This window comes from Pedobacter steynii, assembly GCF_001721645.1.
Lineage (GTDB): Bacteria > Bacteroidota > Bacteroidia > Sphingobacteriales > Sphingobacteriaceae > Pedobacter > Pedobacter steynii_A.
On the sequence record NZ_CP017141.1, the window covers coordinates 3,637,459 to 3,656,833 of the forward strand.

Annotated in this window: 11 protein-coding genes; 9 read left to right on the forward strand and 2 right to left on the reverse strand. The window is 42.8% G+C overall.

What is annotated here, in order from left to right:
* The first annotated feature begins 9 nt into the window (after window positions 1-9).
* The 5 genes from BFS30_RS15225 (at window position 10) to map (ending at window position 13,769) form a co-directional block, all read left to right on the forward strand.
* Complete coding sequence (locus BFS30_RS15225) at window positions 10-9,477, forward strand: neuraminidase-like domain-containing protein (protein WP_167353148.1); 9,468 nt, start codon at window positions 10-12, stop codon at window positions 9,475-9,477.
* A gap of 110 nt (window positions 9,478-9,587) precedes the next feature.
* The gene (locus tag BFS30_RS15230) at window positions 9,588-11,552 is read left to right on the forward strand and encodes a hypothetical protein (protein WP_069380077.1); all 1,965 of its coding nucleotides are present in this window, start codon (window positions 9,588-9,590) and stop codon (window positions 11,550-11,552) included.
* A 44-nt stretch (window positions 11,553-11,596) separates the two neighbouring features.
* Window positions 11,597-12,169 carry a hypothetical protein gene (locus tag BFS30_RS15235; protein ID WP_069380078.1) on the forward strand — a complete coding sequence of 191 codons (573 nt, stop codon included), beginning with the start codon at window positions 11,597-11,599 and terminating at the stop codon, window positions 12,167-12,169.
* A 183-nt stretch (window positions 12,170-12,352) separates the two neighbouring features.
* A complete protein-coding gene (locus BFS30_RS15240) occupies window positions 12,353-12,790 on the forward strand; it encodes a hypothetical protein (protein ID WP_069380079.1) in 438 nt (145 codons plus the stop codon).
* A 169-nt stretch (window positions 12,791-12,959) separates the two neighbouring features.
* The gene (gene map / locus BFS30_RS15245) at window positions 12,960-13,769 is read left to right on the forward strand and encodes a type I methionyl aminopeptidase (protein ID WP_069380080.1); all 810 of its coding nucleotides are present in this window, start codon (window positions 12,960-12,962) and stop codon (window positions 13,767-13,769) included.
* 92 nt (window positions 13,770-13,861) lie between these two features.
* Here map and BFS30_RS27755 read toward each other — a convergent pair whose 3' ends face one another.
* On the reverse strand, window positions 13,862-14,089 hold the full coding sequence (locus tag BFS30_RS27755; protein ID WP_157262932.1) for a hypothetical protein: 228 nt from the start codon (window positions 14,087-14,089) through the stop codon (window positions 13,862-13,864).
* 289 nt (window positions 14,090-14,378) lie between these two features.
* Between BFS30_RS27755 and msrA the strand changes: the two genes are divergently transcribed.
* The 4 genes from msrA (at window position 14,379) to BFS30_RS15265 (ending at window position 16,805) form a co-directional block, all read left to right on the forward strand.
* Window positions 14,379-14,870, forward strand: a complete 492-nt coding sequence (gene msrA, locus BFS30_RS15250; protein WP_069380081.1) for a peptide-methionine (S)-S-oxide reductase MsrA — start codon at window positions 14,379-14,381, stop codon at window positions 14,868-14,870.
* A complete protein-coding gene (locus BFS30_RS15255; RefSeq protein ID WP_083252064.1) occupies window positions 14,855-15,721 on the forward strand; it encodes a helix-turn-helix domain-containing protein in 867 nt (288 codons plus the stop codon). The genes msrA and BFS30_RS15255 overlap by 16 nt, the downstream gene beginning before the upstream one ends.
* Window positions 15,722-15,801: 80 nt before the next feature.
* The gene (locus BFS30_RS15260; RefSeq protein WP_069380082.1) at window positions 15,802-16,452 is read left to right on the forward strand and encodes a class I SAM-dependent methyltransferase; all 651 of its coding nucleotides are present in this window, start codon (window positions 15,802-15,804) and stop codon (window positions 16,450-16,452) included.
* Between the two features lie 47 nt (window positions 16,453-16,499).
* The gene (locus BFS30_RS15265) at window positions 16,500-16,805 is read left to right on the forward strand and encodes an NIPSNAP family protein (RefSeq protein ID WP_069380083.1); all 306 of its coding nucleotides are present in this window, start codon (window positions 16,500-16,502) and stop codon (window positions 16,803-16,805) included.
* A 65-nt stretch (window positions 16,806-16,870) separates the two neighbouring features.
* Here BFS30_RS15265 and BFS30_RS15270 read toward each other — a convergent pair whose 3' ends face one another.
* Entirely contained in the window at window positions 16,871-19,306 is a 2,436-nt protein-coding gene (locus tag BFS30_RS15270; RefSeq protein WP_069380084.1) for a phosphocholine-specific phospholipase C, read from the reverse strand.
* Window positions 19,307-19,375 lie beyond the last annotated feature (69 nt).

Genomic DNA, 19,375 nt, shown 5'->3' on the forward strand with positions numbered 1-19,375 from the left:
CATAAAGCCATGGACAAAAATAAATTAACGCTTCAACATCCTGAATTCAAATCTTTTTACAAGATGAATCCGGATTTCGATATCCTGAAATTTAATTTTTTAGATACAGAATCTGCCGCATTACTGAATACTAAAGGCCTGTTAAAAGGAACGGGCTTAAAGAAACTGATGGCTTACCAGCGGGTATTACGTCTTTACCCGGATGTAAACGTAGCCAATGAGCTGATTTCAGACCAGCTGGATTCCAGCATCAAAATCACCAACATTGGCCAGACTACTTTTGTAAAGACCTATGGTACCCGGTTCGGCGATGATGGAGCCCAGATTGCCAGTCAACTGTACGGATCGGCATTGCATTGCAAAAGCCGGGTCATGCACCTGGTTGCCTCTGTCAAAAGTATAGCAGCTTCTCCAAATTTCAGTACAATGCTGTTCAATCCTGTTGATGATAGTTTAGGTAGAACTTTTCAGGATATGGCCAGCTATCAGGACTATTTCGGAAGTCTGGATTACTGTGAATGTGAAGAGTGTAATTCTATTTTTGGTGCCGCAGCTTATCTGGTAGACCTGCTTAGCATTATAGAGAAGGGGATCACCAGGGCCAATCCTGATATTGCCGATGGTCTCCGCTTATTTGACAGAAGGCCGGATCTGGAAAAAATTGAACTGACCTGTGAAAATACCAATACCCTGATTCCTTATCTGCAGATTGTCAACAACCTCCTGGCCAATACGCTGAAAGATGCATTAACACAAAGCAACAGCTTAATAGGAGGAGATGTTTACCTGACATTGGCCAACAGTTATTTTCCTTTTAACCTGCCTTTTAACTTGCCACTGCAACAGATGGAAGCGGTATTGGGCAATCAAAACCTAGCCCTATCGGATGTTTCTGCGGTGTTATCAAAAGATAATATCCTGACTGTTGATCAGGCAGGGAAAATTCTGATGCTTTCTGTGGAGACGCTGAATAACCTCAAAAAGCCTAATCCTGCAAATCTGGCAGCGGTAGAAAGTGCCAACTATGGACTAACCCTTACTGCCAATGATTTAAAAGGCCTGGACCGTGTTGATGTTTACCTGAAACAAAGTAGTTTGTTGCTTGCCGGTTTAAAGGACGCGCTGACACAGAATTTAAGTGCAAAAGAGATTTTTGATGTGACGGGGAATTATACGCCTTCTATGTTTGGTCCGACGTTGATATTAGATCAGCAGGGGAGTGATGTTACTGGAACTTATGCCACAGACGGACACATCAGGGGAACGATGGATGGCCAGGTGATGAGGGGACAATGGACCAGCGCCACCCAGTTTGTAGACTTTACCAAGGGAGATATTGAATTTACTTTCAGTGATGACGGAACGTCCTTTACGGGGAAATGGAGTAAAGGTCTGGGCATGCCATGGGAACTTACTGCCTGGAATGGTACCTTGAACGGAACATCTACTCAGGGGATCATTCCTCATAGCCTATATATTAATGCCCCCCTTGCCGAAAAAAAATACCTGAAAATTGTCTCCAATGTAACCGGAGATACCATCGCATTGCAAAACCTGGATACACTGGATCATATGAACCGGTTTATCCGCCTGTCTGCACTTACGGGATGGACTTATGTGGATACCAATTGGGTATTAACGACATTACTAGGTGCGAACGACATTAGTGATGGCACATTTATCGAGCTGGCAAAAGTCAAAGAATGTATGGAACAGTTTGGGCCGGACCTGGGCTTGTTAACCTGCATGTGGTTTGATATCAGAACGATAGGAATGGGCAAGGGGCCGCTGTCAGAAGCACCTTTTGACCAGTTGTTTAATTCGCCCGCGATTTTGCAGCAAACAGGTAAATTCTACCGCCCGCTGATTGCAACTGCGACAACCAGTTTTGTAAATCCACTCTATACCGATCATCCGGTTCTTTTTGTAGTGGATCAGGAATTGTACGATAAATCAAACCCTACAGACCCCACAAAGCTGTTGGTTGCCCAGGGACAGGTGATTATCCGTGGAATTCCAACCTCACAGGATAACATCAGGGCCATCGCACTGGCAATCTTTGGTCAGGTAGCCACGATTCAGCTGACGGTTTCCAACTTGTCTGCATTATACCGGCATATCGTGCTGGCGAAACAGTTAAACACCACGATAGACCGCTACGTGTTACTCTTGAAATTATTGGGGTATACCTTGTCGGGGCAGCCTGCACAGATTCAGCCTGTTTTAGACAGAGATGCGGTCCTGCGCATATTAAATACGGCTAACAGCATCAAATATACAGGCTTTACCGTATACGATATAGATTACCTGGTGAATCAGAAAAATGGCCTGCTGATCAGTCCATATGTGAACAACGGATACCGGATTTCGGCAGTTCCTGAATTCTTAAAAACCCTGCGGGTACTATTAACTGCCAGTGCTTGTCTGCCGGATAGTTTTGCTGCAAACACCATAACCGCAGAAGATTCTGCACAGCTTTTCCAAAGCCTCGTTTCCCTTGGTTATATCGATATTTATGGATTGGTAGTTAAGGACTCTTCCGGTCTTACCGACGCCAACTGGGCATCTATTTATATAGGTACCCTGATTCAAAAAGATGATTTTATCGGCCCTCTCCTGACAACGGAAGAGTCAGAGCAGGTTTATGCCGCTTTACAAACCCAGAAGATCATTAGTGATAAAGGCCGAATCCTGACCGATCCCTCAAAAACGGATTGGACAAAGATTCTGATCGGCAATCCATTGGTACCCATTGATGCCGCTCAGCAGGCTGCGGTATTGGCCATCATGCTCAGCATGCAATCACTCACCGATTCGGATCAGCAGGCATTTGTAGTTTCTCAGCTCAGCACGCTTCAGAGCCACCAGTCTGATGTGTTTTCCAATCAGATCGGAGCATTTTTCAGTGTAAAAGACAGCACGGCCAGCCTGGCGATTGATGCGGTTAAGGGAGCTGACCTTGCTTATCTGGAGCCTTTTATTGCTTCGCCTGATGCGGTCTCCACAGAAAAGGCAGAAACCTTCCTTCTTAATGTATCCAAAATATTGATGCTGCAAAGGATTCCCGGACTTACTGATGAACAGCTATCCAGCGTTTGTTTTAGTCCGGCAGCTTACGGCCTTGTGGGAAACAATACGTATACCTATACTGCGGTATTGACGGTCGCTAACCTTAAACCAGTAGTGCAGTCTCTGGGCGATACAGACAATAAGCTAATCGAATATTTTGGCCAGGTATGGGCCGCTATACCACCGCCGGTAGCGGTACTACAGGATGAACTCTGTGCGTTAACCGGTTGGAATAAACAGCAATACCTTAATGTAGTCAAAATTGTATTGAACAACCCTGATGGTTGTAAAACACTTGGAGAGGTGATCGCTGTAAAAGCAGTGTTTGACCTGGCGAATACCCTGGGTATCGATACTTATTTCCTGCAGACGGTAAATCAGACGAGCTCATTACCTGCAACCATAACAAACTGGCCGGTTTACAACGATGTGGCCTCAAAATTACTGTTAACGCTTCAGGCTACGACCAGCTCAGAGGCCATACAGGACCAATACAGAGCGATTAACGCAGAGATCGAAGGAGAAAAAAGAGATGCCATGTTGCATTTCAGCATTTCGGTGCTTGGCAAAATATGGGAGGACATCAAGACCCCGAATAACCTGTATGAATTTCTGTTGATCGATCCGGAAACTGGTGGTTGTTCTGATATTTCTTTAATAGAAGAGGCAATAAATGCTGCGCAATTATACCTGCAGCGCTGTCGCTTAAATCTGGAGAAAGACATTCATATCAGTCCCCTGGATATTCCACATGTCTGGTGGGAATGGATGATGAGCTATCGGGTCTGGGAGGCGAACCGCAAAATCTTTGTATATCCTGAAAATTATATCGATCCCCGTTTGCGAAAATCTAAGACTTCACTTTTCGATGATCTGGAGAATACGCTGATGCAGGGAGAGGTGACCACTGGTCTGGTGGAAACAGCCTATGTGAAATACCTGGACGATTTCTCCGTTTTTGCCAAATTACGTTACGTCGATGCCTACCAGACAATTGTAGTAGATAAAGAAAGAGGTCCCATTGACACCTTGTTTCTGTTTGCCCGTACTCAGGAACAACCCTATCACTTTTTCTACATTACCAGAGAAACAGTAGGTAACTGTAGCGGAGGCGCTCAATATCAATGGACGGAATGGAAAAATATCAATATCAAGATCGATGCCCGGCATGTAACCCCGGTTTATGCCTTCAACAAATTATTTGTGTTTTGGGTAGAGCTGACCAACATTAAAGACAGTGCTGGTTTAACCGGTGAAACAGGAGACAAAACATCCATTACCACCCATTCCAATATCATTACAAAGGCATCCATTAAGTATTCTTACTATAACTTCAATGAGCAATGGGTTCAGCCACAGACACTCGTTGCCGATAAAGTGGTGAATGTGCTTTCAGTGGACACGGGTATTTATGGTTCCTTTGCCAAAGAATTCAAGAATAAAGATGCGGCTTGCTGGACCAGGGTTTCTGTAATCAATACGCAGGCCGATAATTATATCGGGAATACTAAAGCACCCGATGAAAAACTGATCGTTTATTTTGGTCCCCTGGGTACTTATGGTAACCTGGATAAAATACCAGTAATACCAAATTTGGTGAATGATTCGACCGCAGTATATGCCTTTAAGGATATGCTCAAGAACGATTACTTCAACCTGCAGCAGATGGATTATTTTAACCTGAAAGGTTATATTCCATTATGCGGTCATTATGTGGTGGATGAGGTATTGACCAATCAGATTATCCTCAACCAAAATGAATATCTGGTATTGGCCAGCAATACACTCTCTACCTTTATGCCGCCGACCTTCACGGCATCCATCAGCGATACCTGCCTTGTGGCGCAAACGAATTATTCGAGTATCGTGGCCAACAACTGTAACGGTATTGATAACGGATATACGGAATTGCTAACGGGCCCTCAGGTGGTCACGGATTCCAGTTTCGTGATTGTACCCTATATTGATTTCGTTCAGTCCCAATATATCCGGTCGCAGATCCTTAAGAATATGCCTGGGATCATCGATGGAAATAACCAGATTACCAAGGCTGCGCTGAGTTTAAGTGTGTCCAGTATTTCATCGGAATTGGTGATCTCTGAAGACCATGCTGTACTGGTACAAAACCAGTTTTATAACCTTTACTACGGGTCGTTGGTCTTGTTTTCAAACCTCTCTTACAATGCGGAAGTGGTGCCGGTGAAAAATCAGCCGAATACTTTTATCCTCGATAATAATGATGAAGCTTTTTTAGTAACGGCCATCAACAATGTGGTCGAAACAGAATTGACGGTACTGAACGGAGATTCCTTTGTATCGGCAACCATCAATAAGAGTCAGTCGGAAAATTATTTTGTGATCTTATCCACCGATCCGAATAATTACATTTTTCCAAATGGAACCGTGAATAATGCGCTGCTAAAGAATGCAACTGCTTTTTCCATTTCTAAATTACTGGCTGTACCACTTGCCGATGGAACAGCAATCTATGATACACTTACCGTGGCAGGACAGGCCACGCAAAAAGTGGTGGTAAAAGACTATGATAAAATTGATCAGCAGATCAGGATTACTGCCACATTAACGCCTGATTGTTTTGTATCACTCAGCGTGACTGAAGATCAGTCGGAGACCTATTTCAATATCCTGAGTACCCCTCCAAACGCTTATATTCTGGCAGATGGTTCGGTAAATTTTACCCTGGTTAAGGGGGTTACGACCTTCGCTATTGGGCATTTGATTGGCCTGACACCGACAGACCCCACAGTAATCAATATTGTGGCGGTCTTAAAATCTGCCGCAAGTATCATCACTCAGGATTCTTTTGTCACACTGGCTGTCGATCCCGGTACCAATCAGCCTTACATCACCCCGGCTCAATCTGCAATTTACTTTGGCATTCTTTCCACAGCACCTAATAATTATATCCTGACCAACGGCCTGGTTAATCAGAAATTAATGGAAAACGTAACTGTATTTTCCATTGGAGCATTGCTTTCCTTGAAGCCATATAGTTTTGAAGTGGCGAGCGTGATCAGTGTCCTGAGTTCTTATCTGCCTGTTGCACTGGGGTATGCCTATCCCAATGAACCGGATTCTGCTCCGGGTAAGTTGATTCAATATGATCAGGATAACATTTATTCTCTTCAGTTTAAGGTAGAACGACTCTCTACCGGCGCAATTAATTCCATCAGTCAGGCGATGACTTTTGGAGGTATTGATGCTGCACTTGCACTGGATATTCAGCAACCGCCGGTAACGATTAAGAAACCATTCAGTAACCTGGAACCCAATACCAGTTTACTTGCTGCTCCTTTAACCGGCCCTGTAGTGATTCAGCCTTCCATTATTGCGAATCAGGAAGTAGATTTTACCGGACCTTATGGGATGTATTACTGGGAGTTGTTTTTCCATACGCCTTTCCTGGTCGCAGCAATGCTGAACAGCAACCAGCGGTTCGAAGATGCGGAAAGCTGGCTGCAATACATCTTCAATCCAACGATGCAGAACAAATACCTGACTGTAGATGTTTTTGTAGCCAAACGGCCGCGGGATATTAGTGCATCTGTAATGGAAGGCTTTTATCCGATTCTGCAAACTCCGCCCAATCAATATATTGATGATAAAGGAAGGGTGACTTCATTAGTGCTCAATACCTCTCCATATGCCTTAAGTCTGTTGCTGGCCTTACCTCTGGACCAGGGAACTGAAGTGCTAAATCTCTTGAATAATTATTACGTCAACAAGCCGGAAGTGAGGGCCTGGCAGTTTAATCCTTTCCGGAATTATACGCTGCAAACCTTGTTGCAAAACCTGAGCAGTTGTGCACAGATTGCGGTATACAATGATGATCCTTTTGATCCGGATGCGATTGCCCGTTTGCGAATCGGTGCATACGAGAAAACGATCATGATGAAATATATTGATAACCTGCTGGATTGGGGCGACTTTGAGTTTGCACAATACTCCTGGGAATCAATAACCATGGCAAGAATGTATTACGGTTATGCTTCTGACCTTCTGGGGCCAAGGCCAGTGGATGTCGGGATTTGTGAGGTCCCCTTTCCGGTAACCTTTCAGGACATTGCGGCTAAATATAAAGATGGGGATATTCCTCAGTTTTTGATAGACATGGAACATCTTTCTGCTACCGGGCCGATCCAACCCGTTGCAGGTGACCCGGCTAAGCCATTTAACGACCTGGGCTTTTATTTCGGTGTTCCGGACAATGAGGATCTTTCTGCCTATTGGGATCGTATTGAAGACCGCCTTTATAAAATCCGTCATTGCCTTAACATAGATGGGGTAGCCAAACCTTTGCCTTTGTTTCAGCCACCACTTAACCCAATGGACCTGGTGCGGGCATCTGCTCAGGGGGGCAATGTGTTGGGAGTAGCCAGTCAGCAGCAGCAAAATATCTCTTACTACCGCTTTACTTATTTGATTGACCGAGCTAGGGCTTATACAGAACTGGTGAGTGAATTTGGCTCGGGCCTTTTAAGTGCATTGGAGAAATCAGATGCCGAAGCTTTGTCGGTGCTGAGCCTGAACCAGTCGAAAACCATTCTGAACATGACGATGGTGATTAAGAATCAGCAACTGGAAGGCTTACAGAACCAGTTGTCCGGAATGGAGGAAAGCCTTCAAAGTGCACAAAACAGGAATCTTTTTTATACCACAATGATCGATGCCGGATTTAATGCTGCGGAAAATTCTGCACTGGCCTTTATGCAATCCAGCATCGAAGTGCAGGAGGTAATGGCTGGTATTCAGGGGGTTTCTATTGCGGGTTATCTTGCTCCTTGTATTTTCGGCTTTTCTGATGGGGGAATGAAGTTTGGTGATGCCATCAATATGGGCGCACAAATGCTGCAGACCACTTCTCAGATCCTGAGTCAGCAGGGGAGTTCGGCAGAAACCATCGGACAGTTCCAGAGAAGGGCAGAAGACTGGCAGTTACAACAGCAGACCGCCCAGTTCGATATCAATCAGATTCAGGATCAGATACTAAGCCTGCAGACCAATATTACTTCCAGCCAGCAGGAAATTGAGATCCAAAAGAAAAGTATTGAACAAAACCAGGACCTCATCAGCTTCTACCAGAATAAGTTTACCAATCAGGAGCTTTATCAGTGGATGATCAGTCGCTTATCGGCAGTATATTTCCAGGCCTATAAGCTGGCATTAGATACTGCGCTGACCGCCCAGATGTCTTATCAGTATGAGCTTGATCGTAATGACGCCTATATTACTTTTGGTTACTGGGATTCCCTACATAAAGGCCTGCTCGCGGCTGATGGATTAAAACTATCCATTGCCCAGCTGGACAATGCGTATACGGAGAATAACAAACGGCGGATGGAGATTGAAAAAACCATCTCACTGAAATCACTGAATCCGGAAGCCTTTTATGCGTTTTTATCAGGAAGTAACCGGGGAACACTGATGTTCTCGCTTACGGAAGAACTGTACGACCGGGATTTTCCAAGCCATTATTGTCGCCGGATTAAATCTGTTTCCGTATCTATTCCTGCTGTAATTGGTCCATATCAGAACATTCATGCTACCCTCACCCAAAACACTAACCTGGTAGTGTTGATTCCTGATAAGGAAGTGGTTAATTATGTAATTTATCAGACTGCGCCTCAGAAATCAGGTAATGCACCTGCAACTCCGGCAGCTAATGCTTTACGCCAGAACTGGGCTTCCAGTCAGCAAATAGCCCTTTCAAAAGGAGTCGATGATTCAGGGGTCTTTGCTTTGAATTTTGACGATCCGCGTTACCTGCCTTTTGAAGCCACAGGTGCGGTGTCCAGCTGGACGTTGTCCATGCCGCCAGCAACAAACCAGATTGACTTTGCCAGTATTTCTGATGTGATTTTATCGGTAAAATATACAGCGAAGGATGGCGGAAGCTCCTTTGGACAGGACGTAACGGGTCTGTATTCGGGCAGTGATAAGCAATATCAGAACATCCGGATTACCAGCTTCAACCTCGCCCAGGCATTTGCAAACAATTGGTATCAGCTGTTCCAGACTCCTCCGGATATCAATAAACAACAAAAACTGACTTTCCCTATTGCTTATAATATGGTCTTGCCGAACCTTAAAAATGTACAGCTCAACCAGATCATCATAGATCTGGGAACCGCCCCGGGCGCAGTAGTGAGCAGTAATACAAATGGTTTGTTGCTGAAGGTCGGCAATGTGACGGTACCTGTAAGTATTCAGAACAACCAGGGAACGGTAAGTGATGCTGATCTGGCTACGATTACCCAATGGCTGGGGCTGGACTGGTCCTTAATATTTGTGACCGATAAGCTACCTCAATTGTGCAGTAACAATCAGCTTGATCCTGCAAAATTAATCGAGGCCATCCTGTTTGTTGGTTATACGAGCGATATCTAACTCAGTATTCATTAGGATTTTAAAGAAAGGAGTGCCTATGAGGATTTAGAAGGATTGAAAAAATGAAAAACAACAACTTTAAATAATTATCACCCTAAAAACCAAAAATTATGTCTAATTGGCCAGAATGTGACGCTGCTCTGGCAGCAAGTCAGGCTTCAGGAGATCCCTGGGGTTATTGTACCGTAATTCATTGTGATGACACCATCAGTTATGGGCATCAGTTTTGTAACTGCACGGGGCAGTTCGAACGTTTAAAAGTTAACGGAGTCTGCCCGAATGGGATAGGCTCACTCATCCCGATTGCTGATCCGGGTTGCTATTGCTGTTGCAGTTGCTTTGCCTATGGAACACCGATTGCCGTTTCGGAAAGTGTGACGAAAGCTGTTCAGGATTTTGTGATTAACGATCCGGTTTGGGTAGCTACAGATGCAAGTCTGAAAAAATGGGTACAAAAGCCAGTTCTATTTAGTTCCGGAACAGGAGCCCATGGCAAAAACAGATTGATTAAAATTCATTTTGGAGATCAGAAAACGGGTATTACCGTAAGGCCCGAAGATTTTGTCTCCAAGTTTGTTACCCGGGCACAGGCAGACGCTTATTTTAAAATCTTATCCACCCCACCAAACAACTTTATCGGCATCGATGGTTTGGTTAACCTGATGATGGTCCGCAATGCAAATTCAGATGTGATCAGTAAACTATTGGCGGTACCGGCGGTAGTAGGGGAAAGAATCTTTCATATTCTTAATGCGGATTCCAGCTACCTGTTGGTAACAGGGATTCAGCCTTTCCTGATGAAAGATGGAACCCTGAAACAAGCTCAGAAACTAGTGCCTGGAAAAGATGTGCTGCTCCTTGAAGATGGAAGTACCACCCCTATTGTATCTCTGGAAGTAGGAATGTTTGAAAAAGGTGTTCATCATATTGCCACATCAACAGAACGGGCTACATCTTTGGATGGACATTTGTTGCTTGCAAACGGAATTGTAGTTGGAGATTATTCAACACAGATCAGTTTAACAAGTAAAAACGGTCTTTTAAATGATGCTCATGTTGATGCTCCGGTATTTGGAACTAAAGCCTACAGTGAGGCAAATACACACCTTTCAACCACCCCTTTCGGTGCTTATGCCTCAGGAAAATCGGAAGAGCATGAAGTAGATTCGTTTACCCTGTTTCATCCAGATAAATCCTCAACGATTCCTAAACATGCGATCTCTTACATCACAAAAGATCAGGCACTGGAACTGTTGTATACCGGCCCTATATACCCGGCAAGTCAGGGTGTGGCCGAACCAAGCGTCCGTTACCTGTTCAGGTTGTTTAGTGGGTTTTATCCGGATATCACCTTTTATTACGACCGGAATAATGTAACGCCAAATGCATATGCATTTGAGGAATATGACCAGAAATTTGTGGTTTTAAATCTTGGCTGGACATTAGTAGAGGGAATCTATTTTCATGGAATCGCCATGACGATTGCACATTTGGTTGCCGCGTTATATGATAAAGAAACACAGCCTAACCCGGTCGGTCTGACTGCTCAGGCAGATTATGATGTGTATCCGGTTTTCTTAAGCTTGTTCTTCTTTGCACCTGATGCGGTTAAAAACTATAACCTTGCATTTGGACAAATCAAAACCGTATTCAGTTACATTAAGAAAGAGAGAAATCCGGTTGGAAGAGTGAGTTTAGATTGTCGCATAGACACTTTGCAAAATTCCATTAAAGGGCTTCCGATCCCACAATGTGCCGGTGGACCTCCTGATGCGGCACTCGCAGTATTAGGCGTATCTGCAACCTTAGCTAAAGGTGCAGAACATCCGGTGGTGACGGTTACATTTAACCTGCCGATAGATCCGGAGACCGCTGCTGCCCTGGGTAATTATCTTTTTGATCCGGCAGTAATTGCTTATTCCGCATCAGTAGATGAGAATGACCCGAAAAAGGCAAATATTGTGGCGGACGTCGCACCGGTTACCGAATACTATCTGGTCGTTACAGGAGTTTTGTCTGTCAATCAGCAACCGGTTATCATAGGCCAAAATGGAGGTAATTTTGTGTTAAACTAAAAAAAGCTGTTTAAAAACAGCTTTTTTATAAAGAAAAGCCAGTTATGATTCAAGACATATTAGATATCAAACCAACAGATTCTTTTCAGGACATGTGCGACCGTATGGCGGCTTTCCTGGGAATGAAGACGAGAATCCCTGAAAATGCCATGCGCAGGGCAATTCAGGATCCGGATTTTGCCAATGATTTAATTACCTGCCGGAACGCCCCGGACTTTCTGGAGGCATTGCTCGATGACCCGGGAAACGATCATTATGCTGAACCTGAGGCGGAAGCGGCTAAAATAACCAATACAGAACTCTTGAAAAAAGCGTCCGGAGCACTCCTGCGCTGGAGTAAGGCGGGATTTTCCACAGTCGATGAGGAGGTGCTGGAAACAAGAGAAAATGCCTGTTTGGGTTGTGAGTACATCTCAAAGCCGGAAACGATGCTTCAAAAGCTGGTTACTTCAAAGTCCAAAGCGCAAATTGGAAAAAGAGTAGCGGATTGCGTTTGCAAATTATGCGGCTGTAGTCTGAGCAAGAAAATTCGTTTGCCCTCGGAAGCATGTCCGGCCGTTCATCCTAAAAATCAGGAGCTGAACCGCTGGAGTGAACCTATTGGCAAAACAGGATAAACTGGCTCACATTTTTATCTCTTCTGAATTTAATCCGGTAGCGGGGACATGCTGTGTTCGCTGCCGGATTTTTTCTAAATATCAGGTACCTCAGGGTTAAAGCTCCTTAATAATAGGATAACCGGCGATTTAATAAATAATTGCGATTTTTTTTTGATCTTTAAGTACACAAAACCATTTATTATGAAAAAGATCATCTCAATTTGCCTGATTTTATTATCAGTTGTGTCTTTAACCGGCTATGCAAATATAGCCGAAACCCCTGTAAAGAAGAGTACAAAACAAAGGGTCAATACTTATCAGGTCCGCATTGGTTTTAAACACCTGGATGGCAGTGTCTCGACTACCGGTTATACCGATAGCCCCGGTTTTACTGCGACGAATGTCAATACCAATGATGAATTTGACTGTAGACTGAATGCTTCTCCAGCGGGAATTTTTCTGCCTTACCAATTGCCTGGAATTATAGAAGACCTACCGGGTGGAACTTATGAGTTTAACGCCATTGAAGGTCAGGGAAACTGGACCGGATATGGAAATGTCATCGTTACTTTATCTCCGGAAATGGTTGATGCTGATGGTTATGTAACCGTTTATGTTCCCATTGCCTGGCAGGAATAAAAACCATCCTTTAGAAATAGAAAGCCTTGGAGAAATCTAAGGCTTTTTTCATTTCCCTGCATAAAAGACCAAATCAGGTTATTAAAATTGCCTGCTGCTTATGTAAAATTGAATATTGTAAATTTACAATTAGCAAAATATTTATTTTGATAAAGTATCTTTGCAAAGTATGATTATTTATAAAACTGAAGAGGAAATAGAATTGATGCAAATTAGTGCATTGTTGGTGAGTGCAACAATAGCCGAGATTGCTAAAATTCTGAGACCCGGATTAACGACCTTTCAACTTGACAAAATTGCTGGCGAATTTATTGCTGATCAACAGGCAACACCTTCTTTTTTAAACTTTCACGGCTATCCATACAATATTACGACTTCGGTAAACGATGCAGTAGTTCATGGTTTTCCAAATGATACTCCGTTGAGAGAAGGGGATATTATCTCCGTAGATGTAGGTGTTTATAAAAATGGTTTTCATGGAGATCATGCTTATACTTTTATTTTAGGTGAAGTGGATCCGGCCATATTGAAACTGGTAAGGGTGACCAAGGAGTCCTTATACGAAGGAATAAAAGAGGCTGTAGTAGGAAAACGTGTAGGGGATATTGCCAATGCAATCCAGGTTTATAATGAAAATGAAGGATATGGCGTAGTAAAAGAACTGGTTGGACATGGACTGGGCAGAGATATGCATGAAGATCCTCAGGTGCCTAATTATGGCAGGAAAGGAACCGGTATCATGTTGAAAGAAAATATGGTTTTGGCTATTGAGCCCATGATCAATTTAGGAAGCAGACATATCTATACGATGGAAGATGGATGGACTGTAAAAACAGTAGATGGTAAGGCATCTGTACATTTTGAACATGATGTTTGTATTAAAAAGAATAAAGCGCTGGTTTTATCGGATTATGCTCCGATTGAAAAGGCAGAAAAAGCAAATAAAGAACTGAATTCATCTTATTACGAATTGGTATAGCCCTTTTACAGGAATAGCCAATTCGGAAAAAATAAATTTAAACAGGAATGCCTTTAGAAATTTTCTAAAGGCATTCCTGTTTTATCGTGATACTAGTTCAATGGTGGAGGCAAACCACAATCAGCACCTGAACCTCCCGGAGGAATAGAGTCTAAACCTGGTATTGCCCCGTCAGGGCAATAAGAAGTACAGGAGTGGCTTGATTTTACATGGTTGGTATAACAAAAGCAACTGCAGCCAGCAGGAGGTATTTTACCCCCTCCCATAATGTTTTTTAAATCTTTTCTTGATAATTTTTGAACCTCATTTAAATTTTTCATACTGTTTATATTTAAGTTATTAGATTCAGCTACGAATAGGTGTAGGCTTAACCAAATATAATAAAAACGCTTAATAGTCAGTTAATTGTAAATACTTAATTTTGCAATTGGCGAATACTTTATGTTAAAAAGGTATTCTGTGATATTCCTCCGGCCGGGAATTGTATAATCAGCGTAAAAATTGACGAAATATAGCAGGAGTTTTGCCTCAGTCGATAATCAGCATTTCCACTTCCTTGTCAATTACGGATCGGTACCGTACCTTTATTCTATAAAAAAGGAGAATTTTATGAATACTGAAAAAGCCATTCTGGCTGGCGGATGTTTTTGGGGAGTTGAAGAACTGATCCGGCATTATCCAGGTGTAATTTCAACGGTAGTTGGATACACCGGCGGAGATGTTCCCAATGCAACTTACCGGAATCACGGAACACATGCTGAAGCTATAGAGATCGAGTTTGATCCGGCACAATTGTCCTACCGAGCACTATTGGAGTATTTTTTCCAGATTCATAATCCGACGACAAGAAACAGACAGGGAAACGACATTGGTACTTCCTATCGCTCTGCCATCTTTTTCATGGATGAAACACAACAGGAAACTGCCATAACGCTAATTGCAGAGATGGAAGCTTCTGGTGTATGGCCAGGACAAATTGTAACAGAAGTGGTCCCGGTAACAGACTTTTGGAACGCGGAAGAGGAACATCAGAATTATTTACAGAAGAATCCATACGGATATACCTGTCATTTTGAAAGACCGGATTGGAAACTAGGTTAAATATACCGATAAGACACTTTGCAGCATCACAAACAGAACAGGATTTTTCCCTGAACTTTGGTATCAGAAGTATCGTAAACCTGCTTGCAGGAAAAGATATGGTACAGGAACTTCACCGGCATGATTTCTTTTACATTCTTGTTTTAGAAAAAGGGGCTGGTCATCACGAAATAGATTTCAGCCCTTATCCTGTTTCTGATCATGCTGTTTTTTTTATGCGGCCGGGACAGGTCCACCAACTCCTCTTGAAAGCAGAAAGTAGGGGGTACCTGATCCACTTTAATGAAGCTTTTTATGCACTTCATGATAAGAACTCAAATCAGCTATTGGCTAAGGTCAGCCATGTTAATCATTATCAGTTGACTGCAGAGAGGTTTCAAAAGATATTAATGATACTTACTGATGCCTTTCAGGAATATAGTAACAAACAGGAAAGGTATCAGGAGGTCATTAAAGCAAATATGAAGATTCTCTTTATTGAGCTTTTCCGCCAACATCAGGGCAAAGCTTTAACGCCGGTTAATCTATATATGCAGGAAATGCTGGAAAAATTTCTGACGCTTTTAGAAATCCATGTTTTTGAGCATAAACAGGTGTCCCAATATGCTGAACTTTTGAACTTGTCTACCTATCAGTTGAATACGATCGCCAAAACGATGCTGGGTAAAACCTGTTCAAAACTCATCGACGAATATATGATCCTGGAAGCTAAACGATGCCTGCTGGCAACATCCGGGCAGGTCAATCAAATCGCTTATCATCTGGGCTACGAAGATGTTTCGTATTTCATCAGATTTTTTAAAAAGCATACTGGGTTTTCACCCGAGTCCTTCCGGCAAAATTTCAGCTAAGTCCTATACATTTAAGTTTTTGTCCTACATTTCAGTACCCCACTGAAATTACTTTTGTTATAAAAAATAATCAAACTGATATGACCTGGGACGAGGAATACAAAAACAGGTGGGACGACCGCTATAAAGAGGAGGAATATGTCTATGGAAAAGGCCCTAATCTATTTTTTAAAGAATGGCTTCAAAAATTTGAACCCGGAACGATATTGATGCCTGCCGATGGCGAGGGGAGGAATGGTGTATTCGCGGCGCAGCTTGGCTGGGATGTAACTTCATTTGACCTCAGCGCAGAAGGCAAGTTGAAGGCTTTAGACCTGGCAAAAGAGAAGAAGGTGAATATAGCATACGTTGTCGGCGACCTGGAGCAGCTTAGCTTTGAAAAGGAATCATTTGATGCAATAGGCTTGATTTATGCGCATTTTGCTGCAGATAAGAAGTCCCGGTTTCATAGAAAACTTAATGATTGCCTGAAACCCGGAGGTGTGGTTATTTTAGAAGCTTTCTGTAAGGAACACCTGGTGTTGAATCATCTTGATCCTAAAGTTGGCGGGCCGAAGGAACTGGAAATGCTGCTCTCTAAAGAAGAAATAATAGCAGACTTTGCAAATTACGATATACTGATGCTGGGGGAAAGAGAAATACGCTTAAATGAAGGGAAATATCATATTGGAAAAGGTGCTGTCTTGAGATTCGTTGGCGTAAAGCGGACTGACCAGGAGAATCTGTTTTAGGACTAACCAGCGCAGAGCCGTACATTTGACCAAAACTGATCACGATTATGGTAACCTGTCATTTAAAATATATTATTGATCCTTATCAATTGACTGCTTTTGAAGCCTATGCTAAGAAATGGATACAACTGGTAAATCGCTTTGGAGGGCAACATCACGGTTACTTTATGCCCGGTGAAGGAGCTAACAATATTGCATTCGCGCTATTCTCATTTCCAAGTCTGGCAGCTTATGAAAGCTATAGAACTAAGATCCTGACCGATGCAGAATGTCTGGAAACTTTTAGACTCGCAGAAGCAAACAAATGTATCATAAGTTATGAGCGTACATTTCTAAAACCAGTATTTGAGTAGATGGCTTAAATTACCTCAATGTTTCTCTTCAGTGATGTCCAGAGAGAAACATTGAGGCAGTGCAGTTATGGATTACCCATTAAAGGATCTGTAAAACTTTCTTTTGAATGTTCTACATGCCCTGCAAACTGTTGGCTATAGGTATCATTTTTCTCCGCGGTTACGGTGAAATCATACCAGCTATGGCTTGCTTTAAGATCGATCGGAATGAAAATTTCCTCTTGATTTTTATTCAAAACGGCTTTCAGAACGGGTTTCTTATAGCTGTTGTCCGTTATGGTTAATTTAATGGGATTGCCTTTGGCCAGGCGCCTGATGTGCAGCAATATATTGCCATTTACCCGTCTGCCATCTTTCTCACTCTGGTATCTTAAAGAAACTGCAATTTCGGGGTCCTGTGCATTACCGGTATACTTGCGGTAAAAACCATTTGAACTGTAAACCCTTAAATCATAATTTCCCTCTTTAAAATCAGCCAGGGGCCATTTGTAATCGATGGTATCACCGGCATCTACGGTGAAATTCCAGTTTTTATCCCCGCTGTAAACGATAAAGCCAGCACCTTTGGCTTTATCTCCAAAAAAAGTATTTCCTGCAGTAAAATCAATGTTTAACTGTTTGTTTACGCGATCCATTGCAGCATGGGCATACAACTCATAAGGAATGGCGTTCGCGGGTTTAATTCCTGGTTCCTGCTGCGGCAAATTGGGATTACGTAGCGGATTTTTAAGAATTTCTCCTATAGCGGCTTTATCCAGATTTTTAAAGTTATCAGGCAGTTTGGCAAATTTAGCTTTGTGTATGCTTTCCAAAAATGGCATTCTTTCCACTGCTTTTGGTAAAGGAATATGTTCTCCGTTATAAGGCCTGAAAACCGAGGTTAAATCACCGCATAAGCTTCTTCTCCAGGAACTGATGTTATCTTCATAGATCTTTTTACCGGTTTTATGTGTTAAAAAATGCTCCAGGAACTGAATAGAAGAAGTATGGTCAAAGGTCTGAGAATTAACGTAACCACCTCTTGACCATGGAGAAACCACTACCATCGGCACCCGGAAACCTAAGCCTACCGAACTTTCTCTTTCGCTGTTTTCGCCTTTGTAAATATACTCCGCGCTGCTATCTAGTGATTTTGATATTTTTCCGCTTGTCGGATCTTTCGGGTTTGGCGCCACAAAAGGAGGCAGATGATCAAAATAACCATCATTCTCATCGTAAGTAAGGATAAAAATGGTTTTCTTCCAGACCTCCGGATTCTTTGTTAAAATATCTATAGATTCTGATAAATACCAGGCACCGTACCAGGGTGCCCCGGGGTGATCAGAAAAGTTCGAAGGGGCCACCAGCCAGGAAACTGTAGGTAATTTGCCCGCATCAACATCTGCACGGAATTGATGCAATACGTCTCCTTTCGGAATTTTAGTGGTCCTTTGCGTGCCATTGTCATCGTAAGTCAGTGTCTCCAGTGTATGGAAATCAGGATCATTCCTATTGGTTACGAAAGCCCTTTTATGAAGGTCCTGTTGTTCAGGAGTTAATTTTTCCAGTGGATTTTGCTCCAGGAAATCGATCTCTTTGCTTACAAACTGAAGTTTCTCCTGAAGTTTAGCATCTGCTTTTTCCTTTAATCTGGTTTCCAGTTCAGTTTTAGCCTTACGCAGGTAAACCAAATGCTCAGGATGTCTTTTAACATGATATTGTTTAAAGAACTCCATGTCGTTATCCGTAAAATTGGAGAGCCAGCTATCTTCTTCATCTTCGAAACCGACACCAACACTCAGCTCATTCTGGTATATTTTCCAATCTACCCCATGTTTGGATAAACGTTCCGGAAAAGTACTCCAGGATACCCGCTCTGAACCATCAATATAGTCGTTAGAGTGATGCGCAAGAGAACTTTCCTCTTGCTTTTCCCTGATTTTACCTGTCCAGAAGAAACAGCGGTTAGGGCTTGTTCCGGTTAGCACAGAACAGAAATTATGATCGCAAACCGTAAAAGCATCCGCCAGGGAATAATAAAAAGGTATATCTTCCCGGTTGTAATAACCCATGGTTAAGGGCAGATCTGCATAGGCTTTATGTCCGGATCTTTTGGCCTCCAGCCAACCGTCATAGCGGCCGTTGTTACGGGCATCTACCTGATTTTCCCAGGAGTGCGGAAGTGCACTCATCCAGGTGGCTTTGGTGTCTTTGATGTTTAATCTGAAAGGGGCATAGGTTTCCCCTTTTTTATTGCTTTGCAGCCATACCGGATATTGGTTGGGCAGGGTAATGGCTCTGGGATTGTTAAATCCTCTCACCCCTTTAAGCGTACCGAATGCATGGTCAAATGACCTGTTTTCCTGCATCAGAAATACGACATGTTCTGCATCTAAAAAGGTGCTTCCTACTTTAGGGTCGATGGCCATAGCTCTTTGTATCGACGCCGGTAATATACCCGCAACACCAAGGGCACCGGTTAATAAGGTCGCTTTCTTAATGAAATCTCTTCTGCTTTCCATTGAATTGTATTGTAAATAAAAAGATTGATCAGCCTAAACTAATCAATCCTTTTAAAAATTATCAAAATG

Excerpts from the sequence above, each read along its gene's own strand:
- map (WP_069380080.1), top strand. The coding sequence starts at position 12,960 with ATGATTATTTATAAAACTGAAGAGGAAATAGAATTGATGCAAATTAGT.
- BFS30_RS15225 (WP_167353148.1), top strand. The coding sequence starts at position 10 with ATGGACAAAAATAAATTAACGCTTCAACATCCTGAATTCAAATCTTTT.
- BFS30_RS15235 (WP_069380078.1), top strand. The coding sequence starts at position 11,597 with ATGATTCAAGACATATTAGATATCAAACCAACAGATTCTTTTCAGGAC.
- msrA (WP_069380081.1), top strand. The coding sequence starts at position 14,379 with ATGAATACTGAAAAAGCCATTCTGGCTGGCGGATGTTTTTGGGGAGTT.
- BFS30_RS27755 (WP_157262932.1), bottom strand. The coding sequence starts at position 14,089 with ATGAAAAATTTAAATGAGGTTCAAAAATTATCAAGAAAAGATTTAAAA.
- BFS30_RS15260 (WP_069380082.1), top strand. The coding sequence starts at position 15,802 with ATGACCTGGGACGAGGAATACAAAAACAGGTGGGACGACCGCTATAAA.
- BFS30_RS15270 (WP_069380084.1), bottom strand. The coding sequence starts at position 19,306 with ATGGAAAGCAGAAGAGATTTCATTAAGAAAGCGACCTTATTAACCGGT.
- BFS30_RS15230 (WP_069380077.1), top strand. The coding sequence starts at position 9,588 with ATGTCTAATTGGCCAGAATGTGACGCTGCTCTGGCAGCAAGTCAGGCT.
- BFS30_RS15240 (WP_069380079.1), top strand. The coding sequence starts at position 12,353 with ATGAAAAAGATCATCTCAATTTGCCTGATTTTATTATCAGTTGTGTCT.
- BFS30_RS15265 (WP_069380083.1), top strand. The coding sequence starts at position 16,500 with ATGGTAACCTGTCATTTAAAATATATTATTGATCCTTATCAATTGACT.